Annotated in this window: 21 protein-coding genes; 9 read left to right on the top strand and 12 right to left on the bottom strand. The window is 42.2% G+C overall.

All coding sequences use genetic code 11. The annotated features are described in order from the left end of the window. From PBT90_RS19170 to PBT90_RS19115, 12 genes are all read right to left on the bottom strand, one after another. Entirely contained in the window at positions 1-1140 is a 1140-nt protein-coding gene (locus PBT90_RS19170; RefSeq protein WP_264808109.1) for a DUF4221 domain-containing protein, read from the bottom strand. Next, entirely contained in the window at positions 1127-2311 is a 1185-nt protein-coding gene (locus tag PBT90_RS19165) for a DUF4221 family protein (protein WP_270130710.1), read from the bottom strand. Before PBT90_RS19165 ends, PBT90_RS19170 begins: the two co-directional genes overlap by 14 nt. Beyond that, a complete protein-coding gene (locus PBT90_RS19160; RefSeq protein WP_264808107.1) occupies positions 2308-3468 on the bottom strand; it encodes a DUF4221 domain-containing protein in 1161 nt (386 codons plus the stop codon). The genes PBT90_RS19165 and PBT90_RS19160 overlap by 4 nt, the downstream gene beginning before the upstream one ends. Then, a complete protein-coding gene (locus tag PBT90_RS19155) occupies positions 3461-4639 on the bottom strand; it encodes a DUF4221 domain-containing protein (RefSeq protein ID WP_264808106.1) in 1179 nt (392 codons plus the stop codon). Before PBT90_RS19155 ends, PBT90_RS19160 begins: the two co-directional genes overlap by 8 nt. After that, positions 4632-5771: a DUF4221 domain-containing protein gene (locus PBT90_RS19150; protein WP_264808105.1), complete on the bottom strand. Its 1140-nt coding sequence runs from the start codon at positions 5769-5771 to the stop codon at positions 4632-4634. The genes PBT90_RS19155 and PBT90_RS19150 overlap by 8 nt, the downstream gene beginning before the upstream one ends. 122 nt (positions 5772-5893) lie before the next feature. Beyond that, positions 5894-7027 carry a DUF4221 domain-containing protein gene (locus tag PBT90_RS19145; RefSeq protein WP_264808104.1) on the bottom strand — a complete coding sequence of 378 codons (1134 nt, stop codon included), beginning with the start codon at positions 7025-7027 and terminating at the stop codon, positions 5894-5896. A gap of 5 nt (positions 7028-7032) precedes the next feature. After that, positions 7033-8154 (bottom strand): DUF4221 domain-containing protein, encoded by a 1122-nt coding sequence (locus PBT90_RS19140; protein WP_264808103.1) that lies wholly within the window; start codon positions 8152-8154, stop codon positions 7033-7035. Between the two features lie 6 nt (positions 8155-8160). Beyond that, entirely contained in the window at positions 8161-9333 is a 1173-nt protein-coding gene (locus PBT90_RS19135) for a DUF4221 domain-containing protein (protein WP_264808102.1), read from the bottom strand. A 5-nt stretch (positions 9334-9338) separates the two neighbouring features. Beyond that, on the bottom strand, positions 9339-10484 hold the full coding sequence (locus PBT90_RS19130; protein WP_264808101.1) for a DUF4221 domain-containing protein: 1146 nt from the start codon (positions 10482-10484) through the stop codon (positions 9339-9341). A gap of 6 nt (positions 10485-10490) precedes the next feature. After that, complete coding sequence (locus tag PBT90_RS19125) at positions 10491-11612, bottom strand: DUF4221 domain-containing protein (protein WP_264808100.1); 1122 nt, start codon at positions 11610-11612, stop codon at positions 10491-10493. Between the two features lie 1552 nt (positions 11613-13164). Further along, the gene (gene tnpA, locus PBT90_RS19120) at positions 13165-13611 is read right to left on the bottom strand and encodes an IS200/IS605 family transposase (protein WP_264808098.1); all 447 of its coding nucleotides are present in this window, start codon (positions 13609-13611) and stop codon (positions 13165-13167) included. A 543-nt stretch (positions 13612-14154) separates the two neighbouring features. Beyond that, positions 14155-14460, bottom strand: a complete 306-nt coding sequence (locus tag PBT90_RS19115; protein WP_264808097.1) for a DUF4286 family protein — start codon at positions 14458-14460, stop codon at positions 14155-14157. Positions 14461-14571: 111 nt separating this feature from the next. Between PBT90_RS19115 and PBT90_RS19110 the strand changes: the two genes are divergently transcribed. The 9 genes from PBT90_RS19110 (at position 14572) to PBT90_RS19070 (ending at position 22006) form a co-directional block, all read left to right on the top strand. Continuing rightward, complete coding sequence (locus PBT90_RS19110) at positions 14572-15240, top strand: carotenoid biosynthesis protein (RefSeq protein ID WP_264808096.1); 669 nt, start codon at positions 14572-14574, stop codon at positions 15238-15240. A 70-nt stretch (positions 15241-15310) separates the two neighbouring features. Beyond that, complete coding sequence (locus tag PBT90_RS19105) at positions 15311-15757, top strand: sterol desaturase family protein (RefSeq protein ID WP_264808095.1); 447 nt, start codon at positions 15311-15313, stop codon at positions 15755-15757. After that, positions 15754-16644 carry a MerR family transcriptional regulator gene (locus PBT90_RS19100; RefSeq protein ID WP_264808094.1) on the top strand — a complete coding sequence of 297 codons (891 nt, stop codon included), beginning with the start codon at positions 15754-15756 and terminating at the stop codon, positions 16642-16644. The genes PBT90_RS19105 and PBT90_RS19100 overlap by 4 nt, the downstream gene beginning before the upstream one ends. A 200-nt stretch (positions 16645-16844) precedes the next feature. Then, entirely contained in the window at positions 16845-17357 is a 513-nt protein-coding gene (locus PBT90_RS19095) for an RNA polymerase sigma factor (protein ID WP_264808093.1), read from the top strand. 4 nt (positions 17358-17361) lie between these two features. After that, positions 17362-18840 (top strand): phytoene desaturase family protein, encoded by a 1479-nt coding sequence (locus tag PBT90_RS19090; protein WP_270130702.1) that lies wholly within the window; start codon positions 17362-17364, stop codon positions 18838-18840. 21 nt (positions 18841-18861) lie between these two features. Continuing rightward, a complete protein-coding gene (locus tag PBT90_RS19085; protein WP_264808091.1) occupies positions 18862-19704 on the top strand; it encodes a phytoene/squalene synthase family protein in 843 nt (280 codons plus the stop codon). A 2-nt stretch (positions 19705-19706) separates the two neighbouring features. Beyond that, the gene (locus tag PBT90_RS19080; RefSeq protein WP_264808090.1) at positions 19707-20408 is read left to right on the top strand and encodes a lycopene cyclase domain-containing protein; all 702 of its coding nucleotides are present in this window, start codon (positions 19707-19709) and stop codon (positions 20406-20408) included. A gap of 12 nt (positions 20409-20420) precedes the next feature. Continuing rightward, positions 20421-21266 carry a 4-hydroxy-3-methylbut-2-enyl diphosphate reductase gene (locus PBT90_RS19075; RefSeq protein ID WP_264808089.1) on the top strand — a complete coding sequence of 282 codons (846 nt, stop codon included), beginning with the start codon at positions 20421-20423 and terminating at the stop codon, positions 21264-21266. Positions 21267-21289: 23 nt separating this feature from the next. After that, entirely contained in the window at positions 21290-22006 is a 717-nt protein-coding gene (locus PBT90_RS19070) for a fatty acid desaturase (protein ID WP_264811491.1), read from the top strand. Position 22007 lies beyond the last annotated feature (1 nt).

The following is a 22007-nucleotide window of genomic DNA, read 5'->3' as shown; positions in this document are numbered from 1 at the left end:
TTAAAACTCAGGTTTGATCCGAATAAAGGCCAGTTCATCATTTTCATTCAAGAAGGTGTAAATCATTCCTTTTCTAACCCAAGCTTTATAGGGAAATCGAAACCCTACTGGAAGCTCGGTTTCTCCGATCATTTCGTAATTTTTATCAATCCCGGTCAGAACTGTCTTGAAAATCACACTATCCTCAGCTAGTATCCGGTCCATCTCCTTGGAAAATCTCCATCGATTCCCGCTTTCCTGATCTAGAAACCACTGACCAAACACTACCTCCTTATCTTTTTCATCTCCCAGACGCCGAAATTCTTCCAAATCCTCCACGATCACCGGATCACTTGTTTCTACTGCATTGCTGGTAAGTGCGCTTTCATACTGCTTCTCCATCAGGCTATCTGCTGCTAGATCATAGCTCATAAAATCATTTCTAGAGCTACTGGACATGAAGATTTTGTCTTTCTCTGGATTGAAAAAAACGAGTGCAGTACTTCCTCCCCTGATCATGCCGTCCAGTCTGAGGAGAAGGCTACTGCCAGCTACATAATCAAATTCCTCCGTGGGGATGATTTCCCCTGTTTTCGACTCCAGATCGATATGGGCAATTCCCTCTGGCTTGGTCCCAATACCGGGATCTCCGTAGAAAGCGCTGAATAGCTTTCCGTCACTTGAAATCCCGCTGGACTGACCCAGAACACCCTTGCCCTCCGGGATCAACTCATTAAACCAGGTTTCCTGAACCAGGTTAATATTCATGGTTCTTTCGCCCGCTTCATTCAGCTGAACTACTGTATTTCCATTGTAAAACAAGAACCCCCCATGGTCCAGCACCTTAAGGGTGGAAATAAAATTTTGGAGGGCATTAGGCCCATCCTTTTCCAGCTGGATCAAGCTGTCCAGTTCTAAGGTTTCCATATTGATTTTCTCCAACCTAAACTGAGGCATATTGAAATTGTACAGGTAATCTCCTGAAGCGTCTAAAGAGGATACATTAAGAAAATAATTCAAAAACAGGAGTTCATCCTTGCTGTCCACCCGCACTGTATCGATCTCAATAGCTAAGCTTTTTTTCTGAACAAGCTTTTCAGAAGGGGAAGAGCATGCCGTAAAAACACAAAAGGCGAGTACTAAATAACTAATTCTTTTCATGATAGAAGGTGGGCTTAAGTCGGACAAAAGCCAACTGGCTTTTTAGATCCAAAAATGTATAAAGCATGCCCTGATGGACAAAGGTTTTGTTTGCATAGTATTCCCCGGGAATCGCGGCGGATAAAGCCAGTTTTTCCTCGTGAACTTGGTTGAGTTGATCATCAAAAACGGTCAAAACAAAACGGAAAAAGCTGCCTCCTCGATCGGGAACCTGCTGCACCTCCCGGCTATATCGATAGAAAAGCTGTTTTGTCGGATCCTTGACGATGGGACCAAAAACCACCTCCTGGTATTTCCGGTTTTTGGCCAAGGTATATTCCCGCATGGAGCGCACCCGCTTACGGAAGTTCCCGCGTTTGACATTTGCTGTGAGTTTACTTTTATATACCCTGTGATAGACCGAATCTGTCCCGGCATCATAGTACCAGAGTTCGTTTTTGTAGGTATTGGAAGCAATAAAATTATGCTTATCCAAGGTGAGAAACTTGAATTCGGGAATTACGGTGCTTTTCCCTTCGCGAAAATCCCAGCGTATGGTGAGCTTGGCAGACTGCTCCTTGAAATCCACCGGGATCAGTCGCAGGGATTTACTGGCGAAATCAACCTTAGCCAACCCCATGATGGGGCCATTGGAAGGATAATAGCCGTAATAGCTTGCGAAGAAAGTGCCATCCTGAGCCACTTCTCCCATGCCGTTGATCTCCTGACCATCTCTGAGATTGTCTCCGGCCAGGGTATGGTTACGCAGGCGATAGGAATCCTTGAGTTTTTTATCCGTTCCCATTCGCAGGATATCGTAGTAGTCCCGGATGATCAGATCGTCACCGCTGGTCTTTTTGATTCCAGTGGGAAAGTACCTACGGATACCATTGGGTCCATCTATTTCAAATTGGATTTGATCGGTGAGCTTTTGCGCAGCAATATCAATCACATCTACCCTTCCGGTACCCGGATCCAGATTGTACAGCAATCCTTCCGAGGCCACATAATCCGAGGATACCAACTTCATATCCAGGTAAGGCTTGGAGTCCCCGGAATCTATTATCACCGTATCCAAGGTGTAATCAAAGAGCAAAGCGCTACTTTCCTCAGCCAATACTTCTTCCTTTTCCAATTTGGCAGAGCAACTGAAAATCACTGGCACAAAAAGAAAAGCAAGAAGTCTGTTCATTTTTCAAAACTTGGGTTATATCTCACAAATGCTACCTCATCGTCTATATTCAAAAATGTATAGATCATGCCCTTTCTCACAAAGGCTTTATATGGAACCTCAAAATCCTCTGGCAGGAGCTCTTCATGCAGTTGATTGAATTGGGGATCAAAAGCTGTGAGTACATTTTTATAAACCAGTGTATCGCCTTTCATGCGGTCCATTTCCTTGCTGAACCTCCAGTAGACATCGTGCTGCCCGTCAAAAATCAGGGAGCCATAGTGTACATTTTTCCTGGTTTCCTGAATCAAGCTTCGGTATTCCGCTTCTGAGTCCACGCGCTCCGGAAAGGACTTAGTGATCTCAAAACTGGTGTATTGGCTGGAATAGGCTTTGGAGCTGACTGAGTCAGTCTTCAGATTATAAAAATACAGTTCATTGGATCCGCTATTGGATACAATCAATGAGTCTCCTTTGGTCAATAGGTAAAAGGATGAAAACATCGCTCCAACGGGATAATCATCTATGTAGTAATTGGTGCGGTACTTCTCCATTTCGCTTAAAAGAGGTACTGGTTTATAGAAAAACTGTTTGTTCTCAAGATCAAAAACAGCGATTCCTAAGGGAGCTTTCTCCAGTTTTTGATCGGAGTAAAAAGTAACCACCCGATTACCTGCTTCGTCAAATGCCTGATTGAGGTCTATCCGCAGCTCTTCAGGAAGCTTGTCTCCATCGAAATCATGATTAGCAAAGGTCAGCTCAGAGCGCTTATTCCCTTCCTGATCAAAAAGATATAAAACGTAGCTGTCAGAAAGATAAAAGGTGCCATCCGAAAGCAAATACACATCAGACATATAAGGCGAGCGGATAGCATTGGGCCCATCCAGCTCCATGGGAATGACGCGCTCCAAGTTCAGGTTTTCCAGGTCTATGATTTCCAACCCAGGCTTGTCTGCCCCTGTTTTGAAGTTGTAAAAATACTTTCCATCCTCCGAGAGATCCGAAGTGGTTAAGTTCCAGTTTACATGGATAAACTCCTCTCCTGCATCCACCATCACCGTATCCACCTCATAGGTGAACTCAACGGTGCTGGTGCCAGAATTATCAGTGCTTTCTTTGGAAGAGCAACTGGCCAAAACCGCCAGAAAAATCGGAGTGAGTAGTTTGATTTTATTCATGGTTTATAATAGGTTTTAAGCGGACAAAGGCTAGCTCATCATTAATATTTAGAAAACTGTACAAATTACCCATGTGAACAAAGGCCATCCCCCCTGGCAAATACTTTCCAGGAATAGCCACATCTTCTCTCAGCTTTTCCTCATGGAGTTGATTTAGTTCCTGATCAAAGATGGCAAGCACATAGGTATAGTTGTTAGAACTTTTGTCCAGCTCACGAGAGTATCTGTAAAATCTGCCTGAAGCCTCATCCTTCACTAGTGGACCAAATACCACCTCGTCAACTTTCTGCTGAATAAGCTCATCAAATTCTGTCTGGTTTTTGGCTATTTGTTGAAATTTACCGGGCTTTATATTTTCTGTGAATTGGCTGGAATATTGATGATTGATTATACTATCCACCTCATTGCTATATTGCCAGAGTTCATTTTTTGCTGTGGTAGAGACGATAAAATCTTCTCCATTCGCTACGAGAAATTTTGCTTCAGGTGCTGAAATGGCTCTTCCTCCTCCTGGATCCATGCTTACTTCATACTTATCCAAGTCCCCCCAAAAGTCCAGAGGAAAGAGCCGCAAGGAACTGTCAGCGAGACTGATTCTGGCGATTCCCTTCAGCCCGTCTTTTCTGCTATAATCCCCATAAAAGCTGACGAAGTACTTTCCGTCTTTATCGATCTTACCCATCCCATCAATTTCATCATTTGCCGCCAGTTCATCCCCGTTTAGAAATTCGTTGGTCAATTTGTAAGAAGCTATTTTTGTGTTACTGGAATCCAATTGAACCAGCGAAAAGTAATTCATAAAAAACAAATCGCCTGAATCTGCCTTTTTGATCCCGGTGATGGCCATTCCCTTTACATTGTTTGGGCCGTCCAGGTCATACTGAATGATTTCTTGCAATGCATTTTTATCCAAATCCATGACCTCCATTCTACCAGATTCTGGGTTAAGATTATAAAAAAATCCTTCATTGGTAGAATAATCTGAAAAGTATAGATCCATGTTTAAAAACAGAAACTCGCCGCCTGCATCAATCAGCACTGTATCCACTTCATAAGAGAAATCAATTGAGGAATTCAAGGCGCTTTCATTTGTTTTATCAACGTACTCTTTGGTCCCGCAACTGGCTAATACTGCTAAAATAATCGGAGTAAGTAGTTTGATTTTATTCATAAGTTGGTTTGATTCTGACGAAGCCCAACTCATCTTCTAGATTGATGAATGTATAGAGTGTGCCGTTTTTGAAGAAGGCTAGGCTTTGGGATAGGTTAAAATCTATTTGCTGCTCATGCAGCTGATTGAGGTCCTGGTCAAAAATGGTCAACACTTTTTTGTTCACTACGGAGTCGGCGATCATGCGGTCCATTTCAGTGCTTACTCTCCAGAATTTTTTGTTCTTATCATCATACACCAGATTGTTGAAATTCACCTCCCTGTTCTTTTCAGCCCAGGCATCACTCATTTCCTTGTCGCTATTGGTAGTTTTGGTATAAAGTCCCTTTTTCGAATCCGAAGTCAGTAAGGAATGAAAAGTCTTTTTCTGTAAGGAATCTGCTTGCAAATCATAGATAAAAGCCTCATTTCGTGATGTATTCGTCAAATAGACTTTGTCTCCTACCTGTAAAAGCCAAATTCGCTCTATGGTGCTCATGCGGGGATTTCCCTTCTCGTCAAACTGATTGATATTAAAATCTGTCAGGGATTCCAGTTCTGGGATGGGGATTTTTTGTAGCTCCTTGGTGCGCAAATCCACTATGGCCAGCCCCTTTGCCGCTCCTCCAAACTCCTGTACCGAATAGGTCGCAAAAAGGAAGTTTCCATCTAGAGAGGGGATGGACCCGAAATCCACGCCCTCCTTTTCGGCCAGGCTGTCTCCTTTCAGGTGCTGAGCATCAAACTTAAATATTTCGTACTGATCTAGCGCAGCATTAGCTTTCACAAAGGATCTATAGCCCTGAAAGATAAAGTCTCCACCCTCTGACACGGCAAAGTCTGAAACAAAGGTGCCAATACCCTCCGGGCCTTCTTTTTCCAAAGGGATAGATTCCTGATACGCCAATGTCTCCAGATCTATAATCTCTAGTTCGGGAGCTTTGGTGTTCAGGTTATACAAAGTTTTCTGATCCGGAGAAACCGCCGCGGAGCTCATGTAATTGCTGATGAACACCAAGTGGTCTCCAGGATCCACCTGGACGGTATCCCTGGTAAAAGAAAAAGGAAAATCAGTTAGTTCTTCCGAATCCGAAGAGCCTGCTCCGCAAGAAAAGAGGGCAGAAAGGAATAGTAGTGTGAGTAGTTTTTTCATCTGTTTGTTATTAATTTTTTAATGGTCAGATAGCCTGTCCCGATTTTTCTGCGGGAGAATCTCGCAGATGAATAATAATCTCTGATTTTGACGATATCCCTCATGCTCGATTTCATAATTTTTTAAAAATCAAAGCTGTAAACAACAAAAGCTGGGTTTTCGCCGACCACCCATCTAGTATAGAATTTGCCATCCTTCATAAATGCTGCATAGGGTTGATGGTCTAATTCTTCGACAAGCTTTTCTCCTGTTAGCTTCCAATCTTTATCATAAGAAAATAGATATACATCCGATCCTATTTCCCTGCCTTCATCATTGTATTGCGCGTTCATAACCGCAAACCTGAAATACATTTCTTTTTCTTTGTCCCAAAAGAACTCACTGAAAGTGATTTGCTTTCTGAGGGTTTTTCTTTGTTCAAACAAGGCCTCTCGAGAATCAATGTTAGCGGAAATCTCTTCGGTTTTGGAGCTAGGAACTAGCTGATGGGGAAAATTGAGGAGTTGGAGAGAGTCCGTTTTCCAATCATACCTGTATATATCTGAAGTGGCTCCACTGTGGATGATAAATTGATTATTCAGGAATTTAATTCTGTCAAAGTCCCCAATGGCAGTAGCTCCATTTCCTTCTCTAAACACAAGTTGGTATTTACTAGTCAGTTCCAATGCAGGTAGGTCCAGGATCTTGGCGCTCATGTCGGCAATGTTGATCACTGCCAGTCCTTCAATGGCTTCTCCAAAAATATTTGGCAGGGAAACCATCGTGGATTTATCCGGACTGATATGAAGCGAATTGGTCATGGAATAGGGGGCGTCATTAGGGATTCCTTCTAGATTTTCTGGTCTCACTTTAAAAGAAGCGACATTTTCTCCCGAGATTTTAAAAAGCCCAGTTTGAGCATATCCTCCCAAAAACACCTCATCGTCCGGTAAAATTTGAAAGGTATTTGGATATTGGGGTATTGCATCGGGTCCATCTTGTTGAAATACATAGCGATTCAGAAGCTTCATATGCTCTAGATCAATTTCATGGATTTCATTTTCCATATAGAGAAAATACGCCTTGGATTGATCAGGGCTTAGATCATTTACATAATAGGCTCCGGGATTAAAAATCTCCTCGCCCACATCTACCACCAAGGTGTCCACGGTGAAAGTCAGGTTTTCAAGGAGATTTAAAGATTCCTCATGTTCTGATTCTTTGGCTCCACAGGAAACAAATAGGACAAGAAGTGTAATGGAAAATAGTTTTTTCATAGTTTTTAAAAATCAAAAGTGAATACTGCCAAGCCGAGCTCGTCCTCGACGTTGACATAAGAGTAGAGCTTGCCGTCTTTGAAGAACTTGAATCCGAAAAAGGGTATTGGGATCTCTTCCTCATGAAGTTGATTGAGGTTTATATCAAATAGAGTCGTGACATGCTTGTACACTGATGAGTCTCCGATCTTTCGATCTAGGTCCCGTGAAAAGCGCATGAATATTTCCCGGCTGTCGTCATAATAGAACTTACTAAACTCTACTTGATCCCCTTGATCTTGAAATACCCCACGCATCTCACTGGGCGAATCGAATGTGGTTTTGGAAGGGATTTTTTTACTGTCTTGGGTGATAGTAGAATGAAAAACCTTATGGGAAATGGAATCTGTAGTTAAGTCCAAAATATAGACTTCGTTGAAATTGTGAGAGGAAAGAAGAACACGGTGGTCTATGGGATCGGCATATACAAATTCATTTGTCCAAGATACCGGCTCTCCGTCTTGAAGAAAAGTTCTTACGTATGCATGAGCACGTTCCCATAGATCCATAGGGATTTTTTTTAAAGACAGATCTTCTAGTTTTAAGATCACTAGTCCTGTGTTTGGTTTTAGGTAATCTTCAGGACCATATGGGACAAACAGATATTTGCCATCGGGAGAAATTTGGTAATCAGCACCCAAGGCTTCATTCAGATTCAATGCTTCAAATTTTTCTGTGCGGATTTTATAGGTCTCCATAGAATCCAACTGAGAATTGAATTCTCGGACATCTACGAAACTTGTAAAAAAGAACCTGCCATCAGTAGAAATCAAAACATTTCTTGGATTTCCTGTACCAAGTGGTCCTTCCTTTTCCATTTTGATTCTTCTCTGAAGTTTCAAATTATCCAAATCGATGACTTCAAACTCAGCGAGATCAGGATTGAAATTGAAAAGCTGTGTATTATCAGGAGAAAGTGCAGCAGTGTTTAGCCCTCTTTTCAAATAAATAATCTCATCTCCTGGATCTACCATCACGGTATCGATGGAATAAGAAAAGTCAAATTCGCCTTGCTCGGATTCATTAGATTGTTTACTGCAGGAGTGGCAAACTACCGTTATTAGGATAAGAATGAGTGGTCTTTTCATAGTTTTTTAAAAATCAAAAGTGAATACAGCGAAGCCGAGCTCGTCTTCTAGGTTGACGTAGGAATAGAGTTTGCCGTCTTTGAAGAAGCCTCCGAGAGGTAATTCCCTGAGAACTTCCAGCTTAGTTTCCCCTTTGAGAGTTAAGTCCTTGTCGTATGCAAACATGAAGTATTCGTAGTGCTTAGGAGCATCTACATTTGCAAGTGGAAGGCCTTTGTTAGCAAATCGATAATACCTCTGGGTCATCTCATCCCAGTAAAAATCATAATAGTTGATTTGGGTATGAAGCTTAGATGCTTCGGCATGGAATTCCATGCGGCTGAACACTTCATTTTTGACTTTTACGTTTTTCTCCAAAGGCACCAATTCATGGGCAAAATCCTGATACCAGAGGCTGTCCAGCTCTGGATCGTAGATATAGATGGAATTTCCGACTGTAGAAGATATTAATATCAGATCATTAAGTTGTTGTAGAAATACTTGTTCACTTCTCGCTTCTCCACCTTCTCTACCGCTATTATATCCAATTTTATAGTTGTCTATTTTTCGAAACTGGGGGAGCTGCAGAATTTTTCCTTTCTGCCCTAAAGAGTCCATTACTGCAAAAAACACCTCATTGACATTTATGTAAATTGGCAATGAATAAAGCTTTTTTCGATCCAAATCCACTTGAAGCTGATTAGCTAGGTTAAGACCAAGGGGGAAGTCATTTAAAAGTACTTCCTCATTAAACTCAAACTTCTTGATCTTTTTTCCTGTCTTGGAAAAAAACCAAGCAGCTCCAAATAAATCCCTTCCATAAAAATTTCCATTTGGTAGACTTTTGAATGTGTAAACGAACCTTCCTATTCCATCTGGTCCCTCTTCTTCGAATGGGTAAATCTTTACCAATTCTATCGAATTGAGATTAATTTCGTTGAGAAGAAGACTGTGTCGATCAAAGAAATATAGATAGTCGGAGTTTTGGGACACAGAGAAATAATTCCTTTTGCCAAAATCTGATAAATCCTTTAAGTTAAAAAGTTCATTACCAGGATCAACCACCACTGTATCGATGGAGTATGTCAGATCCTCAAGGATATTCTTAGGCTCCTCTATAATAGAAACTTCCACGGATTTAGGCTTTTCCGTACAAGCGGCAAATAATGCAATGGATATTATAGGAAGTAGTTTTTTCATGGTTTTTAAAAATCAAAAGTAAATACAGCAAAGCCCAGCTCGTCCTCGACGTTGACAAAGGAGTAAAGCTTGCCATCTTTGAAGAAGGGGGATTCAAGTCTATTATCAATTTGATCTAGTTGTTTCTCTCCGAGAAGATTTAAGTCTTTGTCATAGGCGAAGAGGAATACCTCAGATTTTTTTTCCAATTCGGGCGTTTCCTGTGGGATTAATTTATATCCCAATCGAAAATGTTGTTGTCGCTTCTTATCCCATAAGAATTTGTCAAAGCTTGTTTGATAGATGAATTTGGCCGTTTCAGCGTTGAATTCATTTCCATCAGATACCTCTTGTTTTATTTCCCCTAATTTCCTTGGAGATACTAACTGATGTGGAAACTCAAATAAGCTCAACGAGTCAGATTGATAATCATACACATAGGCATCTGAATTGGCACTGCTTGTTATAAAAAGTTTATTATTCAACACATTTAAATTGACGGCCTCCCCTCTTCCCCTAAAATTTTTTCCCGATTGGAGGCTTACTCTAAACTTTAATGTTGAAACCATAGCGGGCAGTGAAATTGATTTCCCGGTTTTTGTTTCAGGGTTTATTATAATTAGCCTTACATCCGAACTTGTTTTGTAAGGACTTGTCAATGCAAAGAGGTGTTTTTCATCAGGTGAGATATGGGCTTGGTAGGTAATAAGGCCTCCTTCATCTAGGTCAAGGCCATCTATTTCTTTAAAATTGAATTTTAGGTTTTTCTCCTGTTCTCCACTCTTGAAGTAGGTTCCGACATTTATACCAGAAGAAACAAATAAGAATCTATCACTACTCAAAGGTTGAATAGTGGGAGGATTGAAACCGATAGAGTTTGGACCTTCTTTGGAGAATTGATACCTATCTGTCAATTCTAATTTTTGTAAATCAATCTCGTTAATGGCTGTCATACGGTAGTCATAATGGTAGAATTTCTGCTCGTCTAACGAAACTGAAGAAAACCTTGACCCATGCGATAGGTCAATAATGTTCTCTCCCGGATTTACTACCACAGTATCCACAGAGTATGTCAGGTCTTCGAGTATGTTTTTTTGTTCTGTGGAATCGGATTCTTTACCGCCACAGGCGGCAAGTAAGGAGAGAAATGAAATCGTAAGTAGTTTTTTCATAATTTATTAAAAATCAAAAGTAAATACTGCGAAGCCGAGCTCGTCCTCGACGTTGACATAGGAGTAGAGCTTGCCGTTTTTGAAGAATTTTTTCGAAAAGGGATCTACAGACACTTCGGTCTCTGCAAGCTGATTCAGGTCTTTGTCAAAGACTGTAAGTACATTTCTGAAAATCAAGGAGTCAGCGATTTCCCGGTCAAGTTCCCGGGAAAATCTCCAAAACTTCTCGTTATTCTTATCAAAATAAATAGGGCCGAACTTGACACTTTTTGAAGTTTCCTTCCTGATAGTCTCCATTTCATTGATGGTTTCGGCGGAGGTTTTAGGAGGAATAGCCGTTTGGTCTTGGGTCAGTTCTGAATGGAAGGTTTTAGTAGTGACTGTTTCACTCGCCAGGTCAAAAATAATCGCCTCATTAAAATAGGCAGTGGAGACAATGAGTTGATTATTTGCCAGTTCCAAATGGATGGGTTCATAGGCTTTGTTGCTCAACCTTCCTTGTACATAAAGCGAAAAGGTGAAAGGAGTGATTTTTTCAGCCAAACTGAGTTCGAATTTTTTCACAGTTGCTTCTTCCAAAGAAATGATCGCAAGCCCTTGAGGTACTTGTTCCTGATTTTCATAAATGCTAAAAAGGAGGTTACCATCAGTGATCTTTGGGTTAAACATGGATAACATCTCAGGTTCTAGCCCTGACAAAGCCTCGGTAGTAAGTTGATAACGTTTCATGGAGCTCAAGTCAGAACTAAAAATTCTTACTTCCTCAACCCCATAAAAAACCATATTTCCAGTTTGATCCACCTGGATGGCGTAAGGCCAGCCTGTACCAAGTGGTCCTTCCTTATCAGTGGAAACCTTGTCAAGCAACTTCAAGCTTTCCAAGTCTATCACTTCCAGCTCACTTTTGGGAGAAAAATTGAAGAGTTTCTTTTGATCCATAGAAAGTGTGGAATGACTTAAGTCACTTTGTAGAAAAAGTATTTCTTCACCCGAATCCACTAGAACCGTATCGATGGAGTAAGTCAGGTTTTCGAGTATATTTTCGGATTCGGATTTTTCGGTGTTGCTTTTTTCTCCGCAGGAAAAAAATAAAACAGTCAGAATGGAAAAAATAATTAGTCTCTTCATTTACAGGAGGGTTAGCTATAAAACTAAAAAAACTGTAAGTGAAAACCGACCCTTAAATGTTAATTATTCAAAAAATTAGTGGAGAATTACACTAATGTGCGGTGTGATACTTTGGCTCTGAAAGCTAAACTAGCTTTTTAATCTCTACCGTGATTTGTAGCGGATTAGCTATGCAAAAAACCCGAAGGGTTGCGACTATTCATAACCCTCGGCAAAGCCGGGGGGCATTGTAGCAAGACCTGGACGGAAGCCCCGAATGGGGCGAAACGCCTAAGTTTCACCCTTTCAGGGCTCCTTTGTTTACTAGTTTCCTGTACCCTGCACTGCGTACAGGGTCATGAATGGTTTGGCTCCTTTGGAGCTGGTAAAAAAACGAAGCACTTCATTAAATCCTATTCTTGGGTAATTCATACCTGAAAATTAAATGCACAGGAGGAAAAACCCGAAGGGTTGCGACTATTCATAACCCTCGGCAAAGCTGGGGGGCATTGAGAAAAAACCTGAATGGAAGCCCCGAATGGGGCGAAACGCCTAAGTTTCACCCTTTCAGGGCTCCTTTGTTTACTAGTTTCCTGTATGTACCCTGCACTGCGTACAGGGTCATGAATGGTTAGGCTCCTTTGGAGCTGGTTAACAACTAAACTAGCTTTTTAATCTCTACAGTGATTTGTAGCGGATTAGCTATGCAAAAAACCCGAAGGGTTGCGACTATTCATAACCCTCGGCAAAGCCGGGGGGCATTGTAGCAAGACCTGCACGGAAGCCCCGAATGGGGCGAAACGCCTAAGTTTCACCCTTTCAGGGCTCCTTGGTTTACTGGTTTCCTGTGCCCTGCACTGCATACAGGGTCATGAATGGTTTGGCTCCTTTGGAGCTGGTAAAAAAACGAAGCACTTCATTAAATCCTATTCTTGGGTAATTCATACCTGAAAATTAAATGCACAGGAGGAAAAACCCGAAGGGTTGCGACTATTCATAACCCTCGGCAAAGCTGGGGGGCATTGGGACAAAACCTGGATGGCAGCCCCGAGTGGGGCGAAACGCCTAAGTTTCACCCTTTCAGGGCTCCTTTGTTTACTGGTTTCCTGTATGTACCCTGCACTGCGTACAGGCTCGTGAATGGTTAGGCTCCTTTGGAGCTGGTTAACAACTAAACTAGCTTTATAATCTCTACAGTGATTTGTAGCGGATTAGCTATGCAAAAAACCCGAAGGGTTGCGACTATTCATAACCCTCGGCAAAGCCGGGGGGTATTGGGACAAAACCTGCATGGAAGCCCCGAATGGGGCGAAACGCCTAAGTTTCACCCTTTCAGGGCTCCTTTGTTTACTAGTTTCCTGTATGTACCCTGCACTGCGTACAGGCTCGTGAATGGTTAGGCTCCTTTGGAGCTGGTTAACAACTAAACTAGCTTTTTAATCTCTACAGTGATTTGTAGCGGATTAGCTATGCAAAAAACCCGAAGGGTTGCGACTATTCATAACCCTCGGCAAAGCCGGGGGGCATTGTAGCAAAACCTGCACGGAAGCCCCGAATGGGGCGAAACTACTTTCTATTTCAAAAAATACCTTTCATCAATCTCAATTCCATTTTCAATTAAAATCCTTCGATACTCATCCTCAAAGGTTTCTGTTTTGTGATGTTCCTTTTGTCCCTTGATGTAATTTATTAATCTATCCTTTTCATGAATGGAACAGGTAAAGCATCCATATCCGTCTGCCCAACCTGTAAAATTTGGATGTGCTTTTGATTTTTTAATCCAAGCACTTGAATAGGCTTTTAAATCCTGCATGAAATCTGCAACAGCATTTGTGGGGTGGATATCCACCAGCAAATGAATATGGTTTTCAATCCCATTGATTTGATAAAGTTTTGATTTTTTGTTTTTAACTATTCCCCATAAATAGTTGTAAACGTCCTTGCAGTCTGAATTTAAGGAAGGCTTGTTCCTCTTAGTATGAAATATGACGTGATAATACATTTGTCGGTAAGAAGTCATTTTTTTAAAAAGTTTGCTTTAAGGAAGTTAAGTTTTTTTGGTAAAAGTTCCGCCCTTTCAGGGCTCATCCATTTCATTACTCTTGGTTCCCTGCACTGCGTACAGGGTCATGAATGGTTTGGCTCCTTTGGAGCTGGGTAACAACTAAACTAGCTTTTTAATCTCTACAGTGATTTGTAGCAGATTAGCTATGCAAAAAACCCGAAGGGTTGCGACTATTCATAACCCTCGGCAAAGCCGGGGGGTATTGGGACAAAACCTGCATGGAAGCCCCGAATGGGGCGAAACGCCTAAGTTTCACCCTTTCAGGGCTCCTTGGTTTACTGGTTTCCTGTGCCCTGCACTGCATACAGGGTCATGAATGGTTTGGCTCCTTTGGAGCTGGTTAACAACTAAACTAGCTTTTTAATCTCTACCGTGATTTGTAGCGGATTAGCTATGCGAAAAACCCGAAGGGTTGCGACTATTCATAACCCTCGGCAAAGCCGGGGGGCATTGTAGCAAGACCTGCACGGAAGCCCCGAGTGGGGCGCCTATTTTCACCTACTCCACCAATTCCATCAGGGTACGAAAGGGCATTGCCTTTTCACCATATCTGGCCTGCGTTTCGTAGCGCAACTCATGGGCAAATCTGCTTTCGTATTCGATCAGCTTCTTTGTGCTTGCCGCATAAAACTGCAGACTATAATTCGTAACACTGTCATCAGGGCTATTCAGCAAGCGGAAAAACTTGTGCTCCAGAAACATTCCCGTAGCAAAAATATCGGGTATATGGGTGCTTTTCATCCACTGCACAAAATCTTCTTCTACTTCATTGGCGACGGTGAATGTGACGTTGTATAGAATCATATCGGGGGATTTTAGCTGGAATTTCGTTTTTTTGCAAACAGATTTGAGGATTCAAAGTTAGGAATCCCAGAACGAATAATAGAATATACCCGTACCAAAGCTCCCAAAATTATGCATAAAATAGCCCAGCCTCCACCAAAGGCCCAGAATAAGCAATTGGTTATTGCTAAGATCGTGGTGGTAGCCCTGTACGGTGTAGGCGCAGTGGGGCTGAGTATACCGGAGTATAGGGAGTATTTTCTGCTGTTAACTCCTGCTCAGCTGCTGCTTTCTTTGGCACTGCTCTTGGGCTTTCACCGGGGCTGGAATGAGGCATTTCCCATCTTTGCCACGGCAGCATTTTGGCTGGGGTTTGGTGCAGAGCTGATTGGAATCCATACCGGCTATATCTTTGGTGACTATGTATATGGAGAGACTTTGGGGCCAAAGCTTTGGGAGGTTCCCATCGTGATCGGAGTCAACTGGTTCATTCTGGTTTACCTTACCGGTTCGGTTTTTTATAAGGTCACTGATAATGATCTCTACGCTGCATTTCTGGGAGCTGCGGCCATGACGGCCTTGGATTACATCATGGAACCCGTGGCCGTGGCATTGGATTTCTGGTACTGGAAGTTTGACATTATTCCTGCCGAAAACTACCTAACTTGGTTTGCGGTGGCTTTTCTGATACATTATATCTTCAGAAAGGGTAATTTTGAGAAGAGTAACCCGCTGGCAGCCTTCATGTTGGTAGCCATGACACTCTTTTTTACGGTGCTGAATTTTACCCTGGAGCTATAATTTGCTCCTGAAAATCAGCCGCTCTTTAATTATTGAAAAACAAATTGGAAACCCTAAGGTTGTATGTGTGATGATTGAAGCAATTGGTTTTTTCTTGCTCGGGTTTGTTTTGATGGAAGTCTCCGGTTGGGCCATACATAAGTATTTAATGCACGGGCCACTTTGGATGATTCACAGAACACACCATGAGCACTCCAATTCTTTTTTCGAGTTGAACGATCTCTTTTCACTATTATTTGGAGGTATTGCTGTACTTCTGATAGTGCTGGGAGTAGGAGAATTGGATTATAGATTTTGGATGGGAACGGGGATCAGCACCTACGGAATGCTGTATTTCTTCCTACACGATGTCTTGATCCATAGGAGGGTGAAGTGGCTGGACAGACCCAAAAGTGGCTTTTTGAAAGGAATATTGAAGGCACACCAAGCGCATCATCAAAGTAGAAAAAGAGACGGAGCGGTATCATTTGGACTATTCCTGGTACCTAGGAAATATTTTAAGCAGAAAGAAAGGTGAGCAATTATTCTATCAAAGATCTAGAACAACTATCCGGAATCAAGGCGCATACCCTGAGAATCTGGGAGCAGCGGTATAAGCTACTTTGCCCAAAAAGGACAGAGACCAATATCCGCTATTATGACGATGCAGATCTCAAACTCATCCTCAACGTAGCCATGCTCAATGCCCATGGCATAAAGATCAGTAAGATAGCTGCCATGTCCAAAACGGACATTTCCCAAGAAATCATCAAGCTCACAGACCAGTCTACCGATCATAATGACCAAATCCAGGCACTGACTATCTGTATGGTAGAGATGGACGAGGAAAGATTTGAAAAAGTACTCTCCACCAATATCCTGAAACTGGGCTTTGAGGATACTGTACTCAATATCATCTATCCTTTTCTTTCGAAAATCGGGATTCTCTGGCAAACAGGTGCTATCAATCCCGCACAGGAACATTTCATCTCCAACTTGATCCGGCAGAAACTTATAGTAGCGATAGACGGACAGGTAAATGGATACTCAGGCAAAACTTTTATGCTTTTCCTTCCTGAAGGTGAGCTGCACGAGCTCTCCTTGCTTTTCAGCTCTTACTTGATCAAAAAGCACGGGCATAAAGTCATCTACCTAGGTCAAAGCACCCCACAGGAAGACCTGCTCTCAGTGTACAAACTTCAGAAACCTGACTTCTTGCTGACTATCATTACCTCAGCGCCTGCAGGTGATGGAGTACAGGAATACGTCAACTGGCTAAGTCATGAATTTTCGCAAAGTGAAATCTTTGTAACAGGACTTCAAACTTTAGAGCAACCCGTGCAAATCCCTACGAATATCCGACTGCTCACCTACGCCAAGGAGATTAAACAGGTCCTTTTGGAAATGGAACAAGAGATTGTTTAGAATTTTTCAAAAAAAATTAAACAAAAGCATTCTTAGCCAGAATGCTTTTTTTGTGCCCAAAAATCATTTAAACCAGCTTTATGGCGTAATATCATAAGATACAGAAACTTTTTTGTTTAATCTTTTTACAGTTTCGCTAAACATTTTCTTGTAATTCCGTTTAACTATCTGTACGTTTGATTAAACAAAACCACAAAGCCATGACATCAGTAGAATTCAGTTACTCACTCAATCAACTATCAGGTGTTCTAAAGCCTTTTGCATTAAAGCTGACCAGAGATTTGGATGACGCCAATGACCTGCTCCAGGACACCATGGTCAAAGCCTACACCAACCAGGATAAGTTTGCCGAAGGCACTAATCTGAAAGCATGGCTTTACACCATCATGAAGAATACCTTCATCACCAACTATCAGAAAATGGTGCGTCGCAACACCTTTGTGGATACCACGGACAATCTTCACTATATCAACTCCAGCGATTCTCTGATTGAAAATAATGTCTATGGAGACTTTGCGATTGAGGATATTTATGAAGCCATAGACAGACTAGACGATATGTTCAGCACCCCGTTTTTACTCTATTACAGGGGCTTCAAGTATCATGAGATCGCAGATCGCCTTTCTATCCCGATTGGAACTGTGAAAAATAGAATTCATATTGCCCGTAAATACCTCAAGCAAGATTTGAAGGTTTACAAGCATATCAATTAAGCAAATGAAGCAAAAACACGCGGTGGTCATAGGAGCCGGCTTTGCAGGAATCTCCGCAGCCACCCACTTGGCAAAAAACGGCTTTTCAGTGACCCTCCTGGAAAAAAACGAATCTCCAGGAGGCCGAGCCAGAAAGTTTGAATCCAATGGTTTTACTTTTGACATGGGGCCGAGCTGGTACTGGATGCCGGACGTTTTTGAAGACTATTTTTCCCACTTTGGCAAAAAGCCCGAAGACTACTACGAATTAATACGGCTGGATCCTTCCTATTCGGTGGTTTATGGTCAGGATGACATTTTGGACATACCAGCCAATCTCTCTGAATTCAAAGCCAAACTGGAGGAAATAGAGCCTGGAGCTGCCGCTCAATTGGATCTTTTTTTGGCCCAAGCCAAATACAAATACCAAGTAGGAATCCACGATCTGGTCAAAAAACCCAGTCGCTCCCTGAAGGAATTTGCCTCCATTTCGCTCTTTAAAGATGTCATGCGCATGGATATTTCCCAGTCCATGTCCGCTCATGTTCGGAAATTTTTCAAATCTGAAAAAATCATCCGTCTGATGGAGTTTCCCGTGCTGTTCCTTGGAGAAACGGCCGAAAATATTCCTGCGCTCTACAGCTTAATGAACTATGCAGATATCGCCTTGGGCACCTGGTACCCTAAAGGCGGCATGCATGAAATCATCAAAGGGATGGTGACTCTGGCCGAGGAAAAAGGAGTGGAATTCCGGTATAACACCGAAGTAGAAGAAATCGAAATCGAAAATGCAGTAGCCCGTAGAATACGCTTGGTATCTGGAGAGCGAATCGATGCAGATGTGGTGATAGCCGGTGCAGATTACCATCATGTAGATCAACACCTGATCAACCCAAAATACAGCAATTACACGGAGGAATATTGGAATAAGCGCGTACTGGCACCCTCTAGTTTGCTTTTTTACCTAGGAGTTGACAAAAAACTAAAGAACCTGCGCCACCACAATCTTTTCTTTGATGAGCCGCTGGGGCCTCATGCAGACGCCATCTACACCCATCCCAGATGGCCAGAAGCGCCCTTATTCTATGCCTGCGTTCCTTCCATTACGGACAGTACAGTGGCTCCTGAGAATATGGAGAATTTGTTTTTGCTGATCCCTTTGGCTCCGGATCTGGAAGACTCCGAGGAGATGCGGGAAAAATACTACAATCTCATCATGGAAAGGCTGGAAAAAATCACAGGGCAGGAGATTAGGTCTCATGTGATTTACAAAAGATCTTATGCCCACTCAGATTTCAAAACCGACTATCATGCCTACAAGGGAAATGCCTACGGACTGGCCAATACCTTAAAGCAAACAGCCCTTTTAAAACCATCGTTGAAAAACAAAAAGACGAAAAACCTGTTCTATACGGGGCAGTTGACCGTACCAGGGCCGGGAGTGCCCCCCTCCTTGATATCAGGACAGGTAGTGGCTGGTGAGGTGACCAAAGAATTTTCTTAACTTAAAGCAAGAATCAGTACTATGGATGCAAGAGAATTATTCAATCAGACCAGTTTAGAGTGTGGGAAATTAATCACACAGCGGTACAGCACTAGTTTTACGCTGGGCATTCAGACTCTTGATAAGAAATTTCACGAACCTATTTATTCTATTTATGGGTTTGTACGCTTTGCAGATGAAATAGTCGATACCTTCCATGATCATGACAAGGCGGAGCTTTTGGCCACCTTCCGCAAAGAAACCTATGAATCCATAGAAAGAGGTTTGTCTTTGAACCCGGTACTGCACGGCTTTCAGCTTATAGTGAACAAGTACCACATCGATTTGGACCTCATCGAAGCCTTCTTCAAAAGTATGGCCATGGATCTGGATTTTCGCACTTACCAGGACAGCAATTATCAGGAGTACATTTATGGATCGGCAGAGGTAGTAGGTTTGATGTGTTTGAAGGTCTTTGTGGAAGGGAATCTAGAAATGTACGATAAGCTGAAAAGCCCTGCCAGAAAGTTAGGTTCGGCTTTTCAGAAGGTAAATTTCCTTAGAGATATCAAAAGCGATTACGAAGAGAGAGGGAGGGTTTATTTTCCCGGGGTTTCTTTCGAGCTGTTTGACAAAATCTCCAAAGTGGCCATAGAAAAAGATATTCAGAGTGACTTTGACGAGGCGCTGATCGGGATTGCACAGCTTCCTGAAGGAGCCAAACTCGGCGTCAAAGTAGCTTACCTCTATTATCAAAAACTGTTTGATAAAATCAAGGGTGTATCTGCTGACACTATTACCCATGAGCGGGTGCGCATACCCAATTCCCAAAAATTCACTTTACTTCTAGGGACTTATTTTGGGAGTAAACTCGGGCTCAGCTGACTATGGAAAAAGCGCTCTACCTAGCCCTCAATCTATTCGCTATTTCTTTTCCACTGATTCGCTCATTTGAGCCAAAAATCCGCTTTGCTTCGAAGTGGTATGCCTTATTTCCTGCCATTGTACTTACAGCAGCATTTTTTACCATTTGGGATCACTGGTTTACAGTGATGGGAATCTGGGAATTCAATCCCAGGTATATTTTAGGGCTCTATCTCTTTGAGCTTCCGCTGGAAGAATGGCTGTTTTTCTTCACCATTCCTTTTGCCTGCGTATTCATTTACGAAGTGTTGATTTACTTTTTCCCTAAAGATCACTTCAAGCCTTATGCTAAACCCTTCGTGTTCATTTTGATTCCGGTTTTGTTGCTTTTAGCAATTATTCATTGGGACAAAATGTACACTGCCGTCAATTTCCTAATAGGGGCTATAGCGTTGGCTGTGCACTGGGCGATTTTCAAAGATCGGTTTATGGGGCGCTTTATTTTTGCCTATTTGGTTCATCTGATCCCATTTTTCATCTGTAATGGCATACTGACAGGCGGAGTCACCCAAGAGCCTGTGGTAATCTATAACAACGCTGAAAACCTGGGAATCCGGATTTGGACAGTGCCCATAGAAGACAGCATTTACTCCATGACCCTGCTATTAATGAATATTACCCTATTTGAAATTTTCAGAAAACGTGAAACAATTCAAATCTCTTAATGTTATTAAGTTATGAGAAATCTGCAGGTACATATCGATGATCATTCCGGGTTTTGCTTCGGGGTAGTCTATGCCATTGAGATGGCAGAGGATATTCTGGATGAAACTGGACATTTGTATTGCCTGGGGGATATCGTACACAATGATGAGGAAGTAAACCGCCTCAAGCGAAAAGGTCTCAAAATCATTGATCATAATGATCTCAAACAGCTCAAAAATGAAAAAGTCCTCATCAGAGCGCATGGAGAACCTGCCGCTACCTACGAGCTCGCTATCCAAAACAACCTTACCCTGATCGATGCCAGCTGTCCCGTGGTGCTCAAACTGCAGCACAGAATCAAAAACTCCTATGACAAGGGAGACCCAATTTATATCTATGGAAAGCATGCCCACGCGGAAGTAATAGGTCTGCTGGGTCAAACGAATAATGAGGCGATTGTCTTTCAGGATTTGGCAGAATTGGAGATAGACAAGCTTCCCAAAAATCTCACGCTGTACTCCCAGACTACGAAGAGCACAGATAAATTCTATGAAATCAACGAAGTGCTGAAATCCAATGGAATCAGCGTCAATACCAACGATACCATCTGCCGTCAAGTCTCCAATCGGGACAAAGAATTAAGGGCATTTGTAGAAAACTATGACAAGATCATCTTTGTAAGTGGTACCAAATCATCCAATGGAAAAGTGCTCTATAATGTCTGCAAGGATAAAAACCCACATACCTACTTTGTATCAAACCCAGAACAACTAGACTCCGGATGGTTTGAAGAAAATGACCGCATAGGAATATGTGGGGCTACTTCTACCCCCAGGTGGCTCATGGAGCAAGTGAAGGAAAAGATCCTTACTTTTTGAAAAAACATACGCAACTTGCCGGAATGAAGCGAGCAATTTCTCAATCTTCAGTCGATCCGAAAGGAGTACTCATAGCCGCAAGCATTATGGCACTGTGGTTTATCAACCTTTACTTTCTGGTCACTTACCCCGTTTCATGGACTGATCCTCTGATCTATTTGGGGATTTTGGTTCAGATGCATCTATATACGGGCCTTTTCATCACTGCCCATGATGCAATGCATGGATTAGTCTCTGCCAATAAAAAACTGAATACAGCAATAGGCTGGTTGGCTGCATTACTTTTTTCATACAATTTTTATGGCAAACTCTACCCCAAACATCACGAGCATCACCGGTTTGTAGCTACGGACAAAGATCCAGATTATCATCATTCCGATGGATTTTTCACTTGGTACCTTTCCTTTATCAGGCAGTACCTGAGCATCTGGCAGATCTTGCTGATGGCCATCACTTTCAATGTGTTGAAGCTCTTTCTACCTGTAGAAAACCTGATTATTTTCTGGATGTTGCCGGCAGTACTAGCTACTTTTCAGCTGTTCTACTTTGGTACTTATCTGCCACATAAGGGAGAAAGTGACAACAAACATCATTCGACTACCCAGCCCAAAAACCATCTTTGGGCCTTCCTTTCCTGTTACTTCTTCGGCTATCATTATGAGCACCACGACTCTCCGGGCACGCCCTGGTGGAGACTATGGAAAGTAAAAGAAAATCAATCAGTAAATATCAATTCTTAAT

Origin of the sequence: Algoriphagus sp. TR-M9 (assembly GCF_027594545.1) — a bacterium.
Classification (GTDB): domain Bacteria; phylum Bacteroidota; class Bacteroidia; order Cytophagales; family Cyclobacteriaceae; genus Algoriphagus; species Algoriphagus halophytocola.
Note: the sequence above shows the minus strand (reverse complement) of the source record. Positions and strands in the feature narration are given on the sequence as shown.